Genomic DNA, 14,788 nt, shown 5'->3' on the forward strand with positions numbered 1-14,788 from the left:
CGCATCTTCGGATGCGCCTTTGCGTTAAAGGACTACCTCCCGCCCAGGGCGGGGTTGATCAAGGTTTCTACAGAATTTCGGAGTTGTGTTATGGCTGGCCATTCCAAGTGGGCGAACATCAAGCACCGCAAAGAGCGTCAGGATGCCAAGAAAGGCAAGATCTTCACCAAGTGGATCCGCGAGCTGACCGTCGCCGCCCGGCAGGGCGGGGGTGATCCAGGCTCCAACCCGCGTCTGCGTCTGGCGCTGGACAAGGCCCTTGGCGCCAACATGAGCCGCGACATCATCGATCGCGCCGTGGCCCGTGGCGCCGGTGCTGCCGATACCGACGACATGGTCGAGCTGAGCTACGAAGGCTACGGCCCGGGCGGCGTGGCGGTGATGGTCGAGTGCATGACCGACAACCGCAACCGCACCGCGGCAGCCGTGCGCCATGCGTTCAGCAAGTGCGGTGGCAACCTCGGCACCGACGGTTCGGTGGCTTACCTGTTCGAGCGCAAAGGGCAGATCACCTTCGCCCCAGGCACCGATGAAGACGCGCTGATGGAAGCCGCCATGGAGGCGGATGCCGACGACGTAGTGACTAACGAAGATGGCTCCATTGACGTGTTCACTTCGTTTGCTGGTTTCTATGCCGTGCGCAACGCGCTGGAAGCGGCGGGTTTCAAAGGCACCGACGCGGAAATCGTGATGCTGCCGACCACCAGTGCCGAACTCGACCTGGACGGTGCGCAGAAAGTGCTGAAGATGCTGGATATGCTTGAAGACCTGGATGATGTGCAAAACGTGTATTCCAACGCCGACATCCCGGAAGAAGTGGCCGAACAGCTCACCTAAGAACGATGAAAATCCAGTGTGGGAGCGGGCTTGCTCGCGAAAGCGGACTTTCAGTCGATGCATCAGGTGACTGACACACCGTATTCGCGAGCAAGCCCGCTCCCGCATTGGATCTATGTGTATCCACAGAACTGCAGGCGTTATGACTTTAATCCTAGGTATCGACCCCGGTTCGCGCATTACCGGTTTTGGCGTGGTGCAACAGACCCCGCGCGGCTGTGTCTACGTCGCCTCGGGCTGCATCCGCACCGGCGCGGGTGAATTGGCCGACCGCTTGCAGATCGTCTATCGCGGCGTACGCGAAGTCATCCAGACCTATGGCCCGGTTACCATGGGCATCGAAAAGGTGTTCATGGCCAAGAATGCCGACTCGGCATTGAAGCTTGGCCAGGCCCGTGGTGCTGCGATCGTGGCGGGTGCCGAGGAGGGCATGGAGATCGCCGAGTACACCGCGACCCAGGTCAAACAGGCGGTTGTCGGTACCGGCGCAGCCAATAAGGAGCAGGTGCAGATGATGGTCATGCACATGCTCAAGCTCACCTCAAAACCGCAGATCGACGCCTCCGACGCCCTGGCCATCGCCATTTGCCATGCCCACACCCGCTCCAGTCTGCTGCCCCATGGCCTGGGTACAGCACGCAGTCGTGGCGGGCGCCTGCGTCTCTGATAGCATCAGCGCAATCGTAATTTCCGGTCAGGCCTTGATCTGACCCCAAGCTTTAAGGATCTGAACCGTGATTGGACGCTTGCGCGGCACCCTGGCTGAGAAACAGCCGCCGCACCTGATTCTGGATGTGAATGGGCTGGGGTATGAGCTGGAAGTGCCCATGACCACCCTGTATCGCCTACCGTCGGTCGGTGAGCCGATTACCCTGCACACCCACTTGGTGGTGCGCGAAGACGCACAACTACTCTATGGTTTCATCGGCAAGCGCGACCGCGACTTCTTCCGTGAACTGATCCGCCTCAACGGGGTGGGCCCGAAACTGGCCCTGGCCTTGATGTCGAGCCTGGAAGTGGATGAACTGGTGCGCGCCGTTTCGGCCCAGGACACCTCCGCGCTGACCAAGGTGCCGGGCGTCGGCAAGAAGACCGCTGAGCGCCTGCTGGTGGAGCTCAAGGACCGCTTCAAGGCTTGGGAAGTGGTGCCGAGCATGTTTGCCCTGGTGCCAAACCAGCCGGATATGCCGGCGGCGCAGGTCGCCAGCGCCGAAAGCGATGCCGTCAACGCGCTGATTTCCTTGGGCTACAAGCCGCAGGAAGCCAGCAAGGCGGTGTCGGCCATCAAGGACAAGAACCTGAGTGCCGAAGACATGATCCGCCGCGCCCTGAAGGGAATGATTTAAGTGATTGAAGCTGATCGTCTGATTGCAGCCACTGGCCCGCGCGACCGTGAAGAGGTCCAGGACCGCGCTATCCGCCCCCTGAGCCTGGCCGAATACATCGGCCAGCCCACCGTGCGCGAGCAGATGGAGTTGTTCATCCAGGCTGCGCGCGGGCGCAGTGAGTCCCTGGACCACACGCTGATCTTCGGTCCGCCGGGCTTGGGCAAAACGACACTGGCCAATATCATCGCCCAGGAAATGGGCGTGTCGATCAAGTCCACCTCCGGCCCGGTGCTGGAGCGTCCGGGTGATCTGGCGGCGTTGCTGACCAACCTTGAACCCCACGATGTGCTGTTTATTGACGAGATCCACCGACTCTCGCCGATCGTCGAGGAAGTGTTGTACCCGGCAATGGAGGACTTCCAGCTCGACATCATGATCGGTGAAGGGCCTGCGGCCCGGTCTATCAAGCTCGACCTGCCACCGTTCACGCTGGTGGGCGCCACCACCCGCGCGGGCATGTTGACCAACCCGCTGCGAGACCGTTTCGGCATTGTTCAACGTCTAGAGTTCTATAGCACTGCGGACCTTGCGACCATCGTCAGCCGTTCGGCCAGTATTCTCGGTTTGCCGCTGGACCCTGAGGGCGCGTTTGAAATCGCCCGCCGGGCCCGCGGTACGCCACGTATTGCCAACCGTTTGCTGCGTCGCGTGCGCGACTTTGCCGAGGTGCGGGCCAAGGGACATATCACCAAGGCCGTGGCCGACCTGGCCTTGAACCTTTTGGATGTGGATGAGCATGGCTTCGATCACCAGGATCGGCGTCTACTCTTGACCATGATCGAGAAGTTCGACGGAGGGCCGGTGGGGGTCGATAGCCTGGCGGCGGCCATCAGTGAGGAGCGCCATACCATCGAGGATGTGCTGGAACCGTATCTGATCCAGCAGGGTTACATCATGCGTACCCCGAGGGGGCGAGTCGTCACGCGCCACGCCTATCTGCACTTCGGGTTAAACATTCCGTCACGATTGGGCGAAATGCCTGTAGTAGACGAATTCCTCGATGCAGTGGACGATTAAAAGCTTCACGCCAGACGATTTATCCTAGGTTTGTGCTGTCCTAGTGGCTGGTGTCGTCATTCAGTCAGTAGAAAAGTTTCAGACAACGAAAAAACAGTTGCCCAGCCGGATTGGCAACCTGAGGAGTAAGCACTAGAGTATGCGCGCGCAAAACGGGGATCAGTCGTTCGCACATCGCTGTCGCGTTTATTACGAGGACACCGATGCCGGCGGCATCGTGTATTACGTCAACTACCTCAAGTTCATGGAGCGGGCTCGAACCGAGCGGCTACGGGAGCTGGGCTTTGCCCAATCCCAGCTGGCAGGGGAGGACCTGTTATTCGTCGTGCATTCCAGCGAGGCGCGGTATCACGCGCCGGCGCGGCTGGACGACGAGTTGTTGGTCAGCGCTGAAGTAATCGAATTGAACCGTGTCAGCCTGCGTTTCAAGCAGCAGGTCAGGCGGGCAACGGATGCAACGCTGCTCTGTGAGGGGCAGTTCCTGGTGGCCTGTGTGCGCACCAATAGTTTGAAACCCCGGGCCATTCCCGAAGCTTTACGTTCGGCCTTTGCCGACGTAAGCGGCGCGGGTAAACAATCAAAGCAGGAGATTTAGCGTGGAACCTACCGTCGTCGACCATTCCTCCATGTGGAGCCTGGTCAGCAATGCCAGTGTCGTGGTTCAACTGGTCATGCTGACCCTGGTAGCCGCATCGGTTACCTCTTGGGTCATGATTTTTCAGCGCAGCAACCTGCTGCGTGCTGGTCGACGTGCCCTGGAGAGCTTTGAAGAGCGCTTCTGGTCGGGTATCGACCTGTCCAAGCTGTACCGTCAGGCGGGCAGCAACCCGGACCCGGATTCGGGCGTCGAGCAGATCTTCCGCGCCGGCTTCAAGGAATTCTCCCGTCTGCGCCAGCAGCCAGGCGTTGACCCGGAAGCCGTGATGGAAGGCGTGGCCCGTGCCATGCGCGTCGCCATTTCCCGTGAAGAAGAGAAGCTTGAGCAAAGCTTGCCGTTCCTCGCCACCGTGGGTTCAGTCAGCCCGTACATCGGCCTGTTCGGTACCGTATGGGGCATCATGAACTCCTTCCGCGGCCTCGCCCAGGCCCAGCAAGCGACGCTGGCCACCGTGGCCCCGGGTATCGCCGAAGCCCTGATCGCCACCGCGATCGGCCTGTTCGCTGCGATCCCGGCCGTCATCGCCTACAACCGTTTTGCTGCTCGCGGCGAGAACCTGATTGGCCGTTACTACACCTTCGCCGATGAATTCCAGGCGATCCTGCACCGTAAAGTGCACACCAGCGAAGAATAAGCAGGTATCTCACGATGGCTTTAATCACTCGAGCTCGAACCAAGCGCAAGCCGGTCGCCGAGATGAACGTAGTGCCTTACATCGACGTGATGCTGGTGCTGCTGGTTATCTTCATGGTGACCGCGCCGATGCTCAATCAGGGTGTGAAGGTTGACCTGCCCAAGGTTTCCAGCGAAGCCTTGCCACAGGACAACAACACCCAGGTGCTGACCATTTCGATCAAGTCCGACAAGACCTATTACTGGAACCTTGGCAGCGAAGTCGACACGCAGAAGCAACAGGACAAGGCCTTGACCTTGCCGGCGATGACCGACGCGGTGACCAAGATCATTCGCTCCGGCAATGAAGGCGGCAAGCACACCCAGGTCTTCATCCGCGGTGACAAGGCGGTCGACTACGGCTCCGTCATGGGCGCCATGGGCGGGCTGCAAAAGGCCGGCGTGGGCAACGTTGGCTTGATTACCGAGGCGCCCTGATGCAGCAACAGCGAGAGCCGTCCGCCTCGGAAAGCTACTTCTGGCCTAGCGTCTGGGCAATTGCCCTGCACGTCCTGGTGTTTGGCATGCTGTTCGTCAGCTTTGCCATGACCCCGGACCTGCCGCCAGCCAAGCCGATCGTGCAGGCGACCCTGTATCAGCTGAAATCGAAAAGTCAGGCCACCACCCAGACCAATCAGAAGATTGCGGGTGAGGCCCAGAAGTCGGCCGCGCGCCAGACTGAAGTCGAACAGATGGAACAGAAGAAGGTCGAGCAGGAAGCGGTGAAGGCTGCTGCGGAACAAAAGAAAGAAGAGGCGGCTCAAAAGGCCGAGGAATCGAAAAAGGCTGATGAAGCTAAGAAAGCGGACGAGGCGAAAAAGGCCGATGAAGCCAAGAAAGCCGAGAAAGCTGCCGAAGCCAAAAAGGCCGAAGAGAAACAATTGGCTGATATAGCCAAGAAGAAGTCTGAAGAAGAAGCCAAAAAAGCGGCTGAAGAAGAGGCCAAGAAAAAGGCCGCTGAAGACGCCAAGAAGAAAATAGTCGAAGACGCGAAGAAGAAAGCCGCCGAAGACGCCAAGAAAAAAGCTGAAGCAGACGAGGCGAAGAAAAAAGTCGCCGACGACGCGAAGAAGAAAGCTGCCGCCGATGCCAGCAAGAAAAAGGCCCAGGAAGCAGCGCGCAAATCCGCCGAAGAGAAAAAGGCCCAGGCCTTGGCAGACTTGCTCTCCGACACGCCGCAGCGTCAGCAAGCCTTGGCCGATGAACGTGGCGATGAAGTCGCGGGCAGTTTCGACGACCTGATTCGGGCGCGCGCAGCAGAGGGTTGGACACGTCCACCTTCGGCACGCAAAGGCATGACAGTAGTGCTGCAGATCGGCATGTTGCCGGACGGTACGGTGACTTCGGTCAGCGTGTCCAAGTCCAGTGGTGACGGTTCGTTCGACAGTTCGGCGGTTGCCGCGGTCAAGAACATTGGCCGGTTGACCGAGATGCAGGGAATGAAACCAAGCGACTTCGCTCCCTATCGTTCATTCAAGATGACATTCACACCTGAGGATCTAGCCTTGTGAGAAACCTTCTTCGAGGAATGCTTGTCGTTATTTGCTGTATGGCAGGGATAGCGGCGGCGGATGAAAAGAACATTCTGGTTACCAGCGGTAGCGATCGGGCCACCCCGATCGCGGTAGTACCGTTCGGCTGGCAGGGCGGCAGCGTGCTGCCGGACGACATGGCCCAGATCGTCAGCGACGACCTGCGCAACTCCGGCTACTACGCACCGATTCCAAAAGGCAACATGATCAGCCAGCCGAACCAGGCCAGCGAAGTCGTGTTCCGTGACTGGAAAGCGGTGGGCGCACAGTACCTGATGGTCGGCAACATCACGCCGGCCGGTGGTCGTCTGCAAATCACCTACACCTTGTTCAACGTGGCGACCGAGCAGCAAGTGCTGACCGGTAGCGTGTCGGGTACTGCCGAGCAGATCCGCGACATGGCCCACTACATTTCGGACCAGTCGTTTGAGAAGCTCACCGGTATCAAGGGTGCTTTCTCGACGCGTCTGCTGTACGTAACGGCTGAACGTTTCTCCGTAGACAACACTCGTTACACTTTGCAGCGTTCGGACTACGACGGTGCACGGGCTGTGACCTTGCTGCAATCCCGTGAGCCCATCCTGTCGCCGCGCTTCGCGCCGGACGGCAAGCGTATTGCCTATGTGTCCTTCGAACAGAAGCGTCCGCGTATCTTCGTCCAGCACATCGATACTGGCCGTCGTGAGCAGATCACCAACTTCGAAGGCCTCAACGGTGCACCGGCCTGGTCGCCGGATGGCTCGCGCCTGGCATTCGTGCTGTCCAAGGATGGCAACCCGGACATCTACGTGATGAACATGGCTTCGCGCCAGATCTCCCGCGTAACCAGTGGCCCTGGCATCAACACCGAGCCGTTCTGGGGCAAGGATGGTTCGACCATCTACTTCACCTCTGATCGGGGCGGCAAGCCTCAGGTCTACAAGGCGAATGTGAATGGTGGTGGTGCAGAGCGCGTTACTTTCATCGGTAACTACAACGCCAACCCTAAACTGTCGGCAGATGAAAAGACGTTGGTGATGATTCACCGTCAGGATGGTTTCACTAATTTCCGGGTTGCGGCCCAGGATTTGCAGCGTGGCACCGTAAAAATCCTCACAGATACCAACCTTGATGAGTCAGCCACTGTTGCGCCCAACGGCACCATGGTAATCTACGCCACCCGCCAGCAGGGCCGGGGAGTCTTGATGCTCGTGTCCATTAATGGACGCGTAAGGCTCCCACTTCCTACCGCACAAGGCGAAGTCAGAGAACCATCCTGGTCCCCTTACCTGAACTGACGCGGCGCTACAAAAAGATTTGCTTAACACACTGGGGTTCATTAGGAGTTTCACGATGGAAATGCTGAAGTTTGGTAAGTTTGCTGCTCTGGCTCTGGCTCTGTCCGTAGCCGTTGGTTGCTCGTCTAAAGGCGGCGACAATGCCGGTGAAGGCGCAGCTGTTGATCCAAACGCTGGTTACGGCGCTAACACTGGTGCGGTTGACGGCTCCCTGAGCGAAGAAGCTGCTCTGCGCGCTATCACCACTTTCTACTTCGAATACGACAGTTCGGACCTGAAGCCAGAAGCCATGCGCGCTCTGGACGTTCACGCGAAGGACCTGAAAGCTAACGGCGCTCGCGTTGTTCTGGAAGGTAACACTGACGAACGTGGTACTCGTGAGTACAACATGGCACTGGGCGAGCGTCGTGCGAAAGCCGTTCAGCGCTACCTGGTACTGCAAGGTGTTGCTCCAGGCCAACTGGAACTGGTTTCCTACGGTAAAGAGCGTCCAGTTGCTACTGGCCACGACGAGCAGTCCTGGGCTCAAAACCGTCGCGTCGAACTGCGTAAGTAATTCGTCATGCGAACGTGCCGTCGTGCTCTAACTGTATTGGCTCTCAGCCTCGCGCCGCTTGCGGTGTGGGCTGCGGTTCCTGTGGAAGATAGCAACTCTGGCTATAACAATAGCGGGAGCAGTTATCCGCCAGCGGGTTATGGCACGAACGGCGCCTATGCGGGGGGAGCGGCTACGTCCGCTCCCTCGGCACAGGGCGAACTGTTCAACCAGCTGCAACGCATGCAGGATCAAATCGCGCAGCAACAAGGCGCCATTGAAGTACTGCAGAACCAAGTGAACCAGCTGAAGCAAGAAGGCCTGGAGCGTTACCAGGATCTTGATCGACGCATTGGAGCCGGCGTTCAACCTGCCGCAACTCCTGATAATTCTTCTGCCGGTGGCGTGCCAAGCGCTGCTGCCGGTGGTGCAGCAGCAGGGGCGGCTGCCAGCCAAGCCCCTGCCGCGAGCAGCGAACCGGGTGATCCGGCGAAAGAAAAGCTGTATTACGATGCAGCCTTCGACCTGATCAAAGCCAAGGATTTCGATAAGGCCAGCCAGGCATTTACCGCTTTCCTGCGCAAATACCCAAACAGCCAGTACGCGGGCAACGCCCAATACTGGTTGGGCGAAGTGAACCTGGCCAAGGGTGATCTGCAGGGCGCGGGCCAGGCATTTGCCAAGGTCAGCCAGCTGTATCCCAAGCACGCCAAGGTGCCGGACTCGCTGTACAAACTCGCTGACGTAGAACGCCGCCTGGGTCATACCGACAAGGTCAAAGGCATTCTGCAGCAGGTTGTGGCCCAGTATCCGGGGACTTCCGCTGCCCAGTTGGCCCAACGGGATTTGCAGCGCTTGTAAGCGATGCAGCCCGTTGAGAAGAAACCCGCGCCTGGCGCGGGTTTTTTCGTTAGAATCCACGCCCTTTTATGAAACACGCTTTTCGGGGTCTACGCGTTGGCGGGGTCCCTTAAAGTGCCTGACGGAGGCGGACAGCCTGTTTAGCTGTTACGCCCGTGGCGACTATGCAAGACACATTACGTATTACCGAAGTCTTTTACTCGTTGCAGGGTGAAACGCGAACGGCCGGCCTGCCCACAGTCTTTGTGCGCCTGACCGGTTGCCCCCTGCGTTGCCAATACTGCGACAGCGCCTACGCCTTCAGTGGCGGCACGGTGCGTACTCTCGATGACATCCTGGAGCAGGTTGCCGGCTACAAGCCGCGTTACGTCTGCGTGACCGGCGGCGAACCGCTGGCCCAGCCCAATGCCATCCCGTTGCTCAAGCAGCTGTGTGATGCCGGCTACGAGGTTTCCCTGGAGACCAGTGGCGCCCTGGACATCTCTGCCGTTGACCCCCGCGTAAGCCGCGTGGTCGACCTCAAGACCCCCGACTCCAAGGAAGCGCATCGTAACCGCTACGAGAACATCGAGCTGCTCACGGCCAACGACCAGGTCAAGTTCGTCATCTGTTCCCGCGACGACTACGACTGGGCGAACTCCAAGCTGATTCAATACGGGCTGGACCGCCGCGCAGGCGAAGTACTGTTCTCGCCAAGTCACCATGACTTGAACGCACGTGACCTCGCCGATTGGGTGGTTGCGGACAATCTACCGGTGCGCCTGCAATTGCAGTTGCATAAATACCTTTGGAACGACGAGCCAGGACGCTGACATGACTGAACAAACACTGGATCAAAAACGCGCGGTAATCCTGCTGTCCGGCGGCCTCGACTCCGCCACCGTGGTGGCTATGGCCCAGGCGCAAGGCTACAGCTGCTACACCATGAGCTTCGACTACGGCCAGCGTCACCGCGCCGAGCTGAACGCCGCTGCCCGTGTCGCCCGTGAGATGGGCGTGGTCGAGCATAAAGTGATTGGCCTTAACCTCAACGGCATCGGCGGCTCCGCGCTGACCGACAGCAGCATCGATGTACCGGAAACGCCCGGCGAAGGCATTCCGGTGACTTACGTGCCGGCCCGTAACACGGTGTTCCTGTCCCTGGCCCTGGGCTGGGCGGAAGTGCTCAATGCTCGCGACATCTTTATCGGCGTCAACGCGGTGGACTACTCCGGTTACCCAGACTGCCGCCCCGAGTTCGTCGAGTCGTTCGAACGCATGGCCAACCTGGCGACCAAGGCCGGTGTAGAAGGGCAGGGCTTCCGCATCCTGGCGCCGCTGCAAAACCTGAGCAAGGCCGATATCGTGAAGGCTGGTGTAGGACTTGGCGTCGATTATTCGCTGACTGTTTCCTGCTATCAGGCAGACGATGACGGCCGTGCTTGTGGGAAATGCGACAGCTGCCGACTGCGTGCAGAAGGCTTCCAAGCCGCCGGAATTACTGACCCAACGCGTTATTTCTGATTTATTTAAAATAAGGTGTTGAATAATCCTTAGAAATCAGTATTATACGCGCCACCACACAGCGGGTCGTTAGCTCAGTTGGTAGAGCAGTTGGCTTTTAACCAATTGGTCGTAGGTTCGAATCCCACACGACCCACCATTTTTGGCGGTTTAGAAAATCCGGAAGGCCCACGCAAGTGAGGATTTCCGGGTTTTTTTTTGCCTGTTTGAATACAGAGAAAGCCCCAGGCATACCTAGTGCCTGGGGCTTTTTTGTAGCCGATCCATAGCCAGGCGCCACGATGGCGTGTCCGATCTCACCGCTCAACGTGGTGGACTGGGCTCGATCACCGAGCAACAGCACTCGCATGACACCTGGTCCCCCCGCCATCGGCGCGGGGTATCGGCTCACCACGCAACTTCTGGCATGGCTCTTTGTTGTCAGCGTGCTGTCAATCGATCGAAGTCTTGGTTAAATTGAACATTATCCAGTTCAAGACAGGGATCGTCATGACTATGCTTTCGCCTATCAGCACCGCCAACACGCTTATCGCCCGGCCGACGGAAACGCCGGCGGCAACCCTGACGCACAACGTTGAAGTCAGCCTGAAGAGGCCATCTTCAGTCGTCAGCCTGGGCAACGTCGTCTCCGATACGCTGTCCGACACCTATTCCCGTCGCGGGCAGTTGCCGGGTCAAGAGACCGTCCGCGCCTGGGAAAGCGACCGTCAGGATGCGCTCAGCAAGTCCCTCAACGCCAACTTCAATTCGCAATCGACGGCCAACCGTTTCAGTGGCCTGGGCGCCGGTCTGGTTGCGCAGTTCGCCAAGGGCGGTGGAGGGATTTCCCAGTCGGTGATGTTCGCGAGTGCCGACCGCGCGGCGAACGCGGGTGAAATCAAGGTTGATCAGAGCCTGCTGCACTCCAAGGCCGACAACCTGATCAGCCTCAGCATCAAGACCGCCAGCGGCAAGACCGTGACCTTCAGCCTCTCTAGCCAGACCGACGGCCTGGGGGTGAAGGCGACAGTGGAGGGGGGCACCTTGAGCGATGAGGAGCTCACGGCTGTTGGCAAGCTGGGCAGCGCTTTCCAGGCCGCCGTGGATGGGTTGACCGCAACGCCGCCGAAGCTCGACCTGAGTCAGCTGACGCAGTTTGATTCCACGTTGCTGGCCTCGGTCGACCTCAGCGCCAAGCTCAAATCCCTGGACGGTCAGGACCTGAGCCTGGCCTTTCACGCCGACAGTCAAAGCCGGACCACCCGCATGAGTGGTCCGCTCGGTGAGTTGAACCTGGCGGTCGACCTGAAAAACACCGCTATCCTCGGCAACGCCAAGCAGCAGGCCAAGGCCCTGCAAAGCTACCTCACCCAGTTCGATCGGGCACAGGCGCGCGGCAGCGCCAAGCCGGAGTTGATGGCGATGTTCAAGAACGCCTTCAGCGCCATGAACAGTCATTATCCACAGGGCGTTTCTTTGCCAGAGGCGCTGACGCGCAACCCGACCGACCAGGGGTTGCTCACTGGCCTGGCTGACTTCAAGGCGTCGATCAAGCAGGCGTCTGATTCGCCCAACCCGATGCGCCCCTCCGAGGTCGACAGCTTTGCCTATGAGGTGTCGCAAAAGACCCGTGTTGGTGGAAGTACCGCGCTGGACCGCAGTGTCAGCCAGGACCAGCAGTCGAGCCTCTCCGCGAGCTTCCACAAGAGCCTCAAGGGCGGTAAGGCGCCTGCTTTGGACGGCACCGCCGAGTCACAGAACTATCTCTACGTGCAGGTGCAGGACAAGGCCAGCAGTTCTGCCAATCTGTCGTACAAGGATGGCCTGCTGACCCATGCCTCGGTATCGCAAGAGGCCAGCCAGAACACCCGTACGCAAAAGTATGTGATGGGCAAGCTGGTGGACGAGACCTACGTGCCGACGCAGGCTGCGGTCAAGCGCGACTACCTGGTGCTGCTTGAATACGCGGCCAACGCCAGCAAGAAGTCCAAGGACGCGTTGGAAGAGTCCACGTTGAAGGATGCGTTGGCGAACATGCATGATTCGGTGATGCTTCAGCAAGAGCCGTCCGCATTGGTGCGCTGATACCGGGAGCGAAAAAGGGAGACCCCAGCCCCGGGGTCTCCCTTTTTTTGCCCGGCAAACAGGCGGGCGAATACCAGATTAGGCTTTTGAAACCCTTGGATATTCTGTAGCCTTGCGCAGCTTCACCTTAACCCGTGCTTGATGAACACCATCACTTCGTCCGGCGGCGCCCGAAGGGCTCCAGAGCCGGTGGTACACTCGACTTTCGCGCAACTGCGCCTGCAGGTCTTGCGAACATGACGCAAATTTCCGAACGCCTTCTGGTTCAAGCCCATCTCGACGCCAAGCAGCCCAAGGCCCTCAGCGCCGAGGAAGAGGCGAGCCTGCGTACCGCCATCGCCGCCGAGCTCAAGGCTCAAGACGCGGTGCTGGTTGCCCACTTCTACTGTGATCCGGTGATTCAGGCCCTGGCCGAAGAAACCGGCGGCTGCGTTTCCGACTCCCTGGAAATGGCCCGTTTCGGCGCCGCTCACCCGGCCAAGACCGTCCTGGTCGCTGGCGTGCGTTTCATGGGCGAGACCGCCAAGATCCTCACCCCCGAAAAACGCATCCTCATGCCCACCCTGGAAGCCACGTGTTCCCTGGACCTGGGTTGCCCGGTGGAGGAGTTTTCGGCGTTCTGCGACCAGCATCCCGAGCGCACCGTGGTGGTGTATGCCAACACCTCGGCGGCGGTCAAAGCCCGGGCGGATTGGGTGGTGACGTCGAGTTGCGCGCTGGAAATCGTCGAAAGCCTGATGGACAACGGCGAGACGATTATCTGGGGCCCTGACAAGCACCTGGGGACCTACATCCAGCGTCAGACCGGTGCCGATATGCTGCTGTGGGACGGTGCCTGCATCGTCCACGAAGAGTTCAAGTCCAAGCAGCTTGAAGACATGAAGGCGCTGTACCCGGATGCCGCGATCCTGGTGCACCCCGAGTCGCCGACATCGGTGATCGAATTGGCAGACGCTGTAGGTTCGACCAGCCAATTGATTGCCGCCGCTCAGCGCCTGCCGAACAAGACTTTCATCGTCGCCACCGACCGCGGCATTTTCTACAAGATGCAGCAGCTGTGCCCGGACAAGGTCTTTGTCGAAGCGCCTACTGCTGGCAATGGCGCGGCGTGCCGCAGTTGCGCGCATTGCCCATGGATGGCGATGAACACGCTGGAACGCACGCTGCAGTGCCTGCGCGAGGGTAGTAATGAGATCTTCGTCGAGCCGTCGGTAATCCCGCATGCAGTGCGCCCGCTCAAACGAATGCTCGATTTCACCCAGGCCGCACGTCTCAAGCTCGCCGGCAACGCCTGACCCCGTTGTGAACACGGTCAAACTGTGGGAGTTGGCAAGCCAGCGCCCACAGTTGATCTGTGTCGTCGGCAATTACTTTTTCTGCTTGGGGATCCGCACCAGTTGCGTATCCGAATAGATGTCATGCCAGCTGCGTTTGCGCTTATCAACCAGCGACCAGATAAACCCCAGCCCTACGCACAACCACGACGCAATCGACACCACAAAGCGCAACAGCGCCTGCCACAGGCTGATCCTTGAGCCATCGGCATTCTGTACGCGCACGCCCCACACCTGCATGCCCAGGGTCTGCCCGGAATGGGTCCAGAACTTGGCGAAGAAGCCAAACAGCACAAACAACAGAATCGTCGACAGCAGCGGGTCGCCGTCCAGCGCGCCGGATTCTGTGAGTGTGCGCATCTTCGCCTCGCCTACAAACGCGATCCAGATCAGCTTGTAGATGAACGCCGTGACGATCAGCAGGGCGGTGCACAACAGGAAGTCATAGAACATCGCTGCCAGACGACGGCCCAGGCCAACGGCGGGGAACTCGCCTTGGGGGCTCAGCAGGGGTTTCGACATGGCAGGGCTCTCTTCTGAAAAAAGCCATTTTACGAGCAAACGCACATAAAAAAGCCCCTGATGTCACCATCAGGGGCTTTTTGTCGCAGCAGGGATCAGCCTTCTGCTTGTACTTCGTCAGCCTGCATGCCTTTTTGGCCTTGCACAGCAACGAATGTCACTTTCTGGCCTTCTTTCAGGCTCTTGAAGCCGTTGCCCTGAATAGCGCGGAAATGCACGAACAGATCCGGACCGCTTTCTGGAGTGATAAAACCAAACCCTTTCTCGTCGTTAAACCACTTGACGGTACCGCTCTGACGTTCAGCCATTTTCTTATTTCCTTGACGCTAAAAATTAATGACAGCCCCTTTCGCATGAAAGAGTACTGGGCTGGGTTGCAGGAAAGTAAGAGACGTCGAACGGGTTGTAGCACAACTACTTCAGCTACTGCCCAGGTCCAGGTTCCAAGCGACCCATGCAAACACAGTGGGCAAACTCTACGCCAACTAATGGAGAAAAAACAAGCCCTGCCAAAAGCCCAGGTTTTGCTTGGGCTTATGACACTTGGTTGAATATTGTGAATTCCACTTATTCGATAGAGTTGATCAC

Annotated in this window: 17 protein-coding genes and 1 tRNA gene; 16 read left to right on the plus strand and 2 right to left on the minus strand. The window is 58.9% G+C overall.

Annotated elements, in window-relative coordinates; translation table 11 throughout:
• Positions 1-90: 90 nt before the first annotated feature.
• The 16 genes from AB4O08_RS18345 to nadA all read left to right on the plus strand — a co-directional run bounded on the left by AB4O08_RS18345 (position 91) and on the right by nadA (position 13,639).
• Entirely contained in the window at positions 91-837 is a 747-nt protein-coding gene (locus AB4O08_RS18345) for a YebC/PmpR family DNA-binding transcriptional regulator (RefSeq protein ID WP_010208107.1), read from the plus strand.
• A gap of 142 nt (positions 838-979) precedes the next feature.
• Positions 980-1,504, plus strand: a complete 525-nt coding sequence (gene ruvC / locus AB4O08_RS18350; protein WP_010208108.1) for a crossover junction endodeoxyribonuclease RuvC — start codon at positions 980-982, stop codon at positions 1,502-1,504.
• 67 nt (positions 1,505-1,571) lie between these two features.
• Entirely contained in the window at positions 1,572-2,183 is a 612-nt protein-coding gene (gene ruvA / locus AB4O08_RS18355) for a Holliday junction branch migration protein RuvA (protein WP_003193868.1), read from the plus strand.
• Positions 2,184-3,242 (plus strand): Holliday junction branch migration DNA helicase RuvB, encoded by a 1,059-nt coding sequence (gene ruvB / locus AB4O08_RS18360; protein ID WP_003193867.1) that lies wholly within the window; start codon positions 2,184-2,186, stop codon positions 3,240-3,242. It begins immediately after the preceding gene.
• A gap of 139 nt (positions 3,243-3,381) precedes the next feature.
• Complete coding sequence (gene ybgC, locus AB4O08_RS18365; RefSeq protein WP_010208110.1) at positions 3,382-3,837, plus strand: tol-pal system-associated acyl-CoA thioesterase; 456 nt, start codon at positions 3,382-3,384, stop codon at positions 3,835-3,837.
• A 1-nt stretch (position 3,838) separates the two neighbouring features.
• Complete coding sequence (gene tolQ / locus AB4O08_RS18370) at positions 3,839-4,534, plus strand: protein TolQ (RefSeq protein ID WP_010208111.1); 696 nt, start codon at positions 3,839-3,841, stop codon at positions 4,532-4,534.
• A gap of 23 nt (positions 4,535-4,557) precedes the next feature.
• Positions 4,558-5,010: a protein TolR gene (gene tolR / locus AB4O08_RS18375; RefSeq protein ID WP_161634127.1), complete on the plus strand. Its 453-nt coding sequence runs from the start codon at positions 4,558-4,560 to the stop codon at positions 5,008-5,010.
• Positions 5,010-6,083: a cell envelope integrity protein TolA gene (tolA, locus tag AB4O08_RS18380; RefSeq protein WP_010208113.1), complete on the plus strand. Its 1,074-nt coding sequence runs from the start codon at positions 5,010-5,012 to the stop codon at positions 6,081-6,083. The genes tolR and tolA overlap by 1 nt, the downstream gene beginning before the upstream one ends.
• A gap of 17 nt (positions 6,084-6,100) precedes the next feature.
• Positions 6,101-7,381, plus strand: coding sequence for a Tol-Pal system beta propeller repeat protein TolB (tolB, locus tag AB4O08_RS18385; RefSeq protein ID WP_032864323.1), 1,281 nt, complete (start codon positions 6,101-6,103; stop codon positions 7,379-7,381).
• Between the two features lie 55 nt (positions 7,382-7,436).
• Complete coding sequence (gene pal / locus AB4O08_RS18390; RefSeq protein ID WP_003209827.1) at positions 7,437-7,937, plus strand: peptidoglycan-associated lipoprotein Pal; 501 nt, start codon at positions 7,437-7,439, stop codon at positions 7,935-7,937.
• Positions 7,938-7,943: 6 nt separating this feature from the next.
• Positions 7,944-8,777, plus strand: a complete 834-nt coding sequence (gene ybgF / locus AB4O08_RS18395) for a tol-pal system protein YbgF (protein ID WP_460114259.1) — start codon at positions 7,944-7,946, stop codon at positions 8,775-8,777.
• 164 nt (positions 8,778-8,941) lie between these two features.
• Positions 8,942-9,589, plus strand: coding sequence for a 7-carboxy-7-deazaguanine synthase QueE (queE, locus tag AB4O08_RS18400; protein ID WP_010208116.1), 648 nt, complete (start codon positions 8,942-8,944; stop codon positions 9,587-9,589).
• A 16-nt stretch (positions 9,590-9,605) separates the two neighbouring features.
• Entirely contained in the window at positions 9,606-10,280 is a 675-nt protein-coding gene (queC, locus tag AB4O08_RS18405) for a 7-cyano-7-deazaguanine synthase QueC (RefSeq protein ID WP_029529046.1), read from the plus strand.
• A 63-nt stretch (positions 10,281-10,343) separates the two neighbouring features.
• A tRNA-Lys gene (locus AB4O08_RS18410) sits at positions 10,344-10,419 on the plus strand.
• 350 nt (positions 10,420-10,769) lie between these two features.
• On the plus strand, positions 10,770-12,344 hold the full coding sequence (locus AB4O08_RS18415; RefSeq protein ID WP_460114260.1) for a lactate dehydrogenase: 1,575 nt from the start codon (positions 10,770-10,772) through the stop codon (positions 12,342-12,344).
• 236 nt (positions 12,345-12,580) lie between these two features.
• On the plus strand, positions 12,581-13,639 hold the full coding sequence (gene nadA, locus AB4O08_RS18420; RefSeq protein ID WP_021491239.1) for a quinolinate synthase NadA: 1,059 nt from the start codon (positions 12,581-12,583) through the stop codon (positions 13,637-13,639).
• Between the two features lie 72 nt (positions 13,640-13,711).
• On the opposite strand, the gene AB4O08_RS18425 is transcribed toward nadA, so the two are convergent.
• Together AB4O08_RS18425 and AB4O08_RS18430 are read right to left on the minus strand one after the other, a co-directional pair.
• Positions 13,712-14,200 (minus strand): RDD family protein, encoded by a 489-nt coding sequence (locus tag AB4O08_RS18425; protein ID WP_010208122.1) that lies wholly within the window; start codon positions 14,198-14,200, stop codon positions 13,712-13,714.
• Between the two features lie 95 nt (positions 14,201-14,295).
• Entirely contained in the window at positions 14,296-14,508 is a 213-nt protein-coding gene (locus AB4O08_RS18430) for a cold-shock protein (RefSeq protein WP_003365337.1), read from the minus strand.
• Positions 14,509-14,788 lie beyond the last annotated feature (280 nt).

Source organism: Pseudomonas sp. H3_E07 (assembly GCF_054668895.1).

Coding starts and splice junctions, on each gene's coding strand:
- AB4O08_RS18345 (WP_010208107.1), top strand. CDS start 91: ATGGCTGGCCATTCCAAGTGGGCGAACATCAAGCACCGCAAAGAGCGT.
- ruvC (WP_010208108.1), top strand. CDS start 980: ATGACTTTAATCCTAGGTATCGACCCCGGTTCGCGCATTACCGGTTTT.
- ybgC (WP_010208110.1), top strand. CDS start 3,382: ATGCGCGCGCAAAACGGGGATCAGTCGTTCGCACATCGCTGTCGCGTT.
- tolA (WP_010208113.1), top strand. CDS start 5,010: ATGCAGCAACAGCGAGAGCCGTCCGCCTCGGAAAGCTACTTCTGGCCT.
- tolB (WP_032864323.1), top strand. CDS start 6,101: ATGCTTGTCGTTATTTGCTGTATGGCAGGGATAGCGGCGGCGGATGAA.
- pal (WP_003209827.1), top strand. CDS start 7,437: ATGGAAATGCTGAAGTTTGGTAAGTTTGCTGCTCTGGCTCTGGCTCTG.
- ybgF (WP_460114259.1), top strand. CDS start 7,944: ATGCGAACGTGCCGTCGTGCTCTAACTGTATTGGCTCTCAGCCTCGCG.
- queE (WP_010208116.1), top strand. CDS start 8,942: ATGCAAGACACATTACGTATTACCGAAGTCTTTTACTCGTTGCAGGGT.
- AB4O08_RS18415 (WP_460114260.1), top strand. CDS start 10,770: ATGACTATGCTTTCGCCTATCAGCACCGCCAACACGCTTATCGCCCGG.
- nadA (WP_021491239.1), top strand. CDS start 12,581: ATGACGCAAATTTCCGAACGCCTTCTGGTTCAAGCCCATCTCGACGCC.
- AB4O08_RS18425 (WP_010208122.1), bottom strand. CDS start 14,200: ATGTCGAAACCCCTGCTGAGCCCCCAAGGCGAGTTCCCCGCCGTTGGC.
- AB4O08_RS18430 (WP_003365337.1), bottom strand. CDS start 14,508: ATGGCTGAACGTCAGAGCGGTACCGTCAAGTGGTTTAACGACGAGAAA.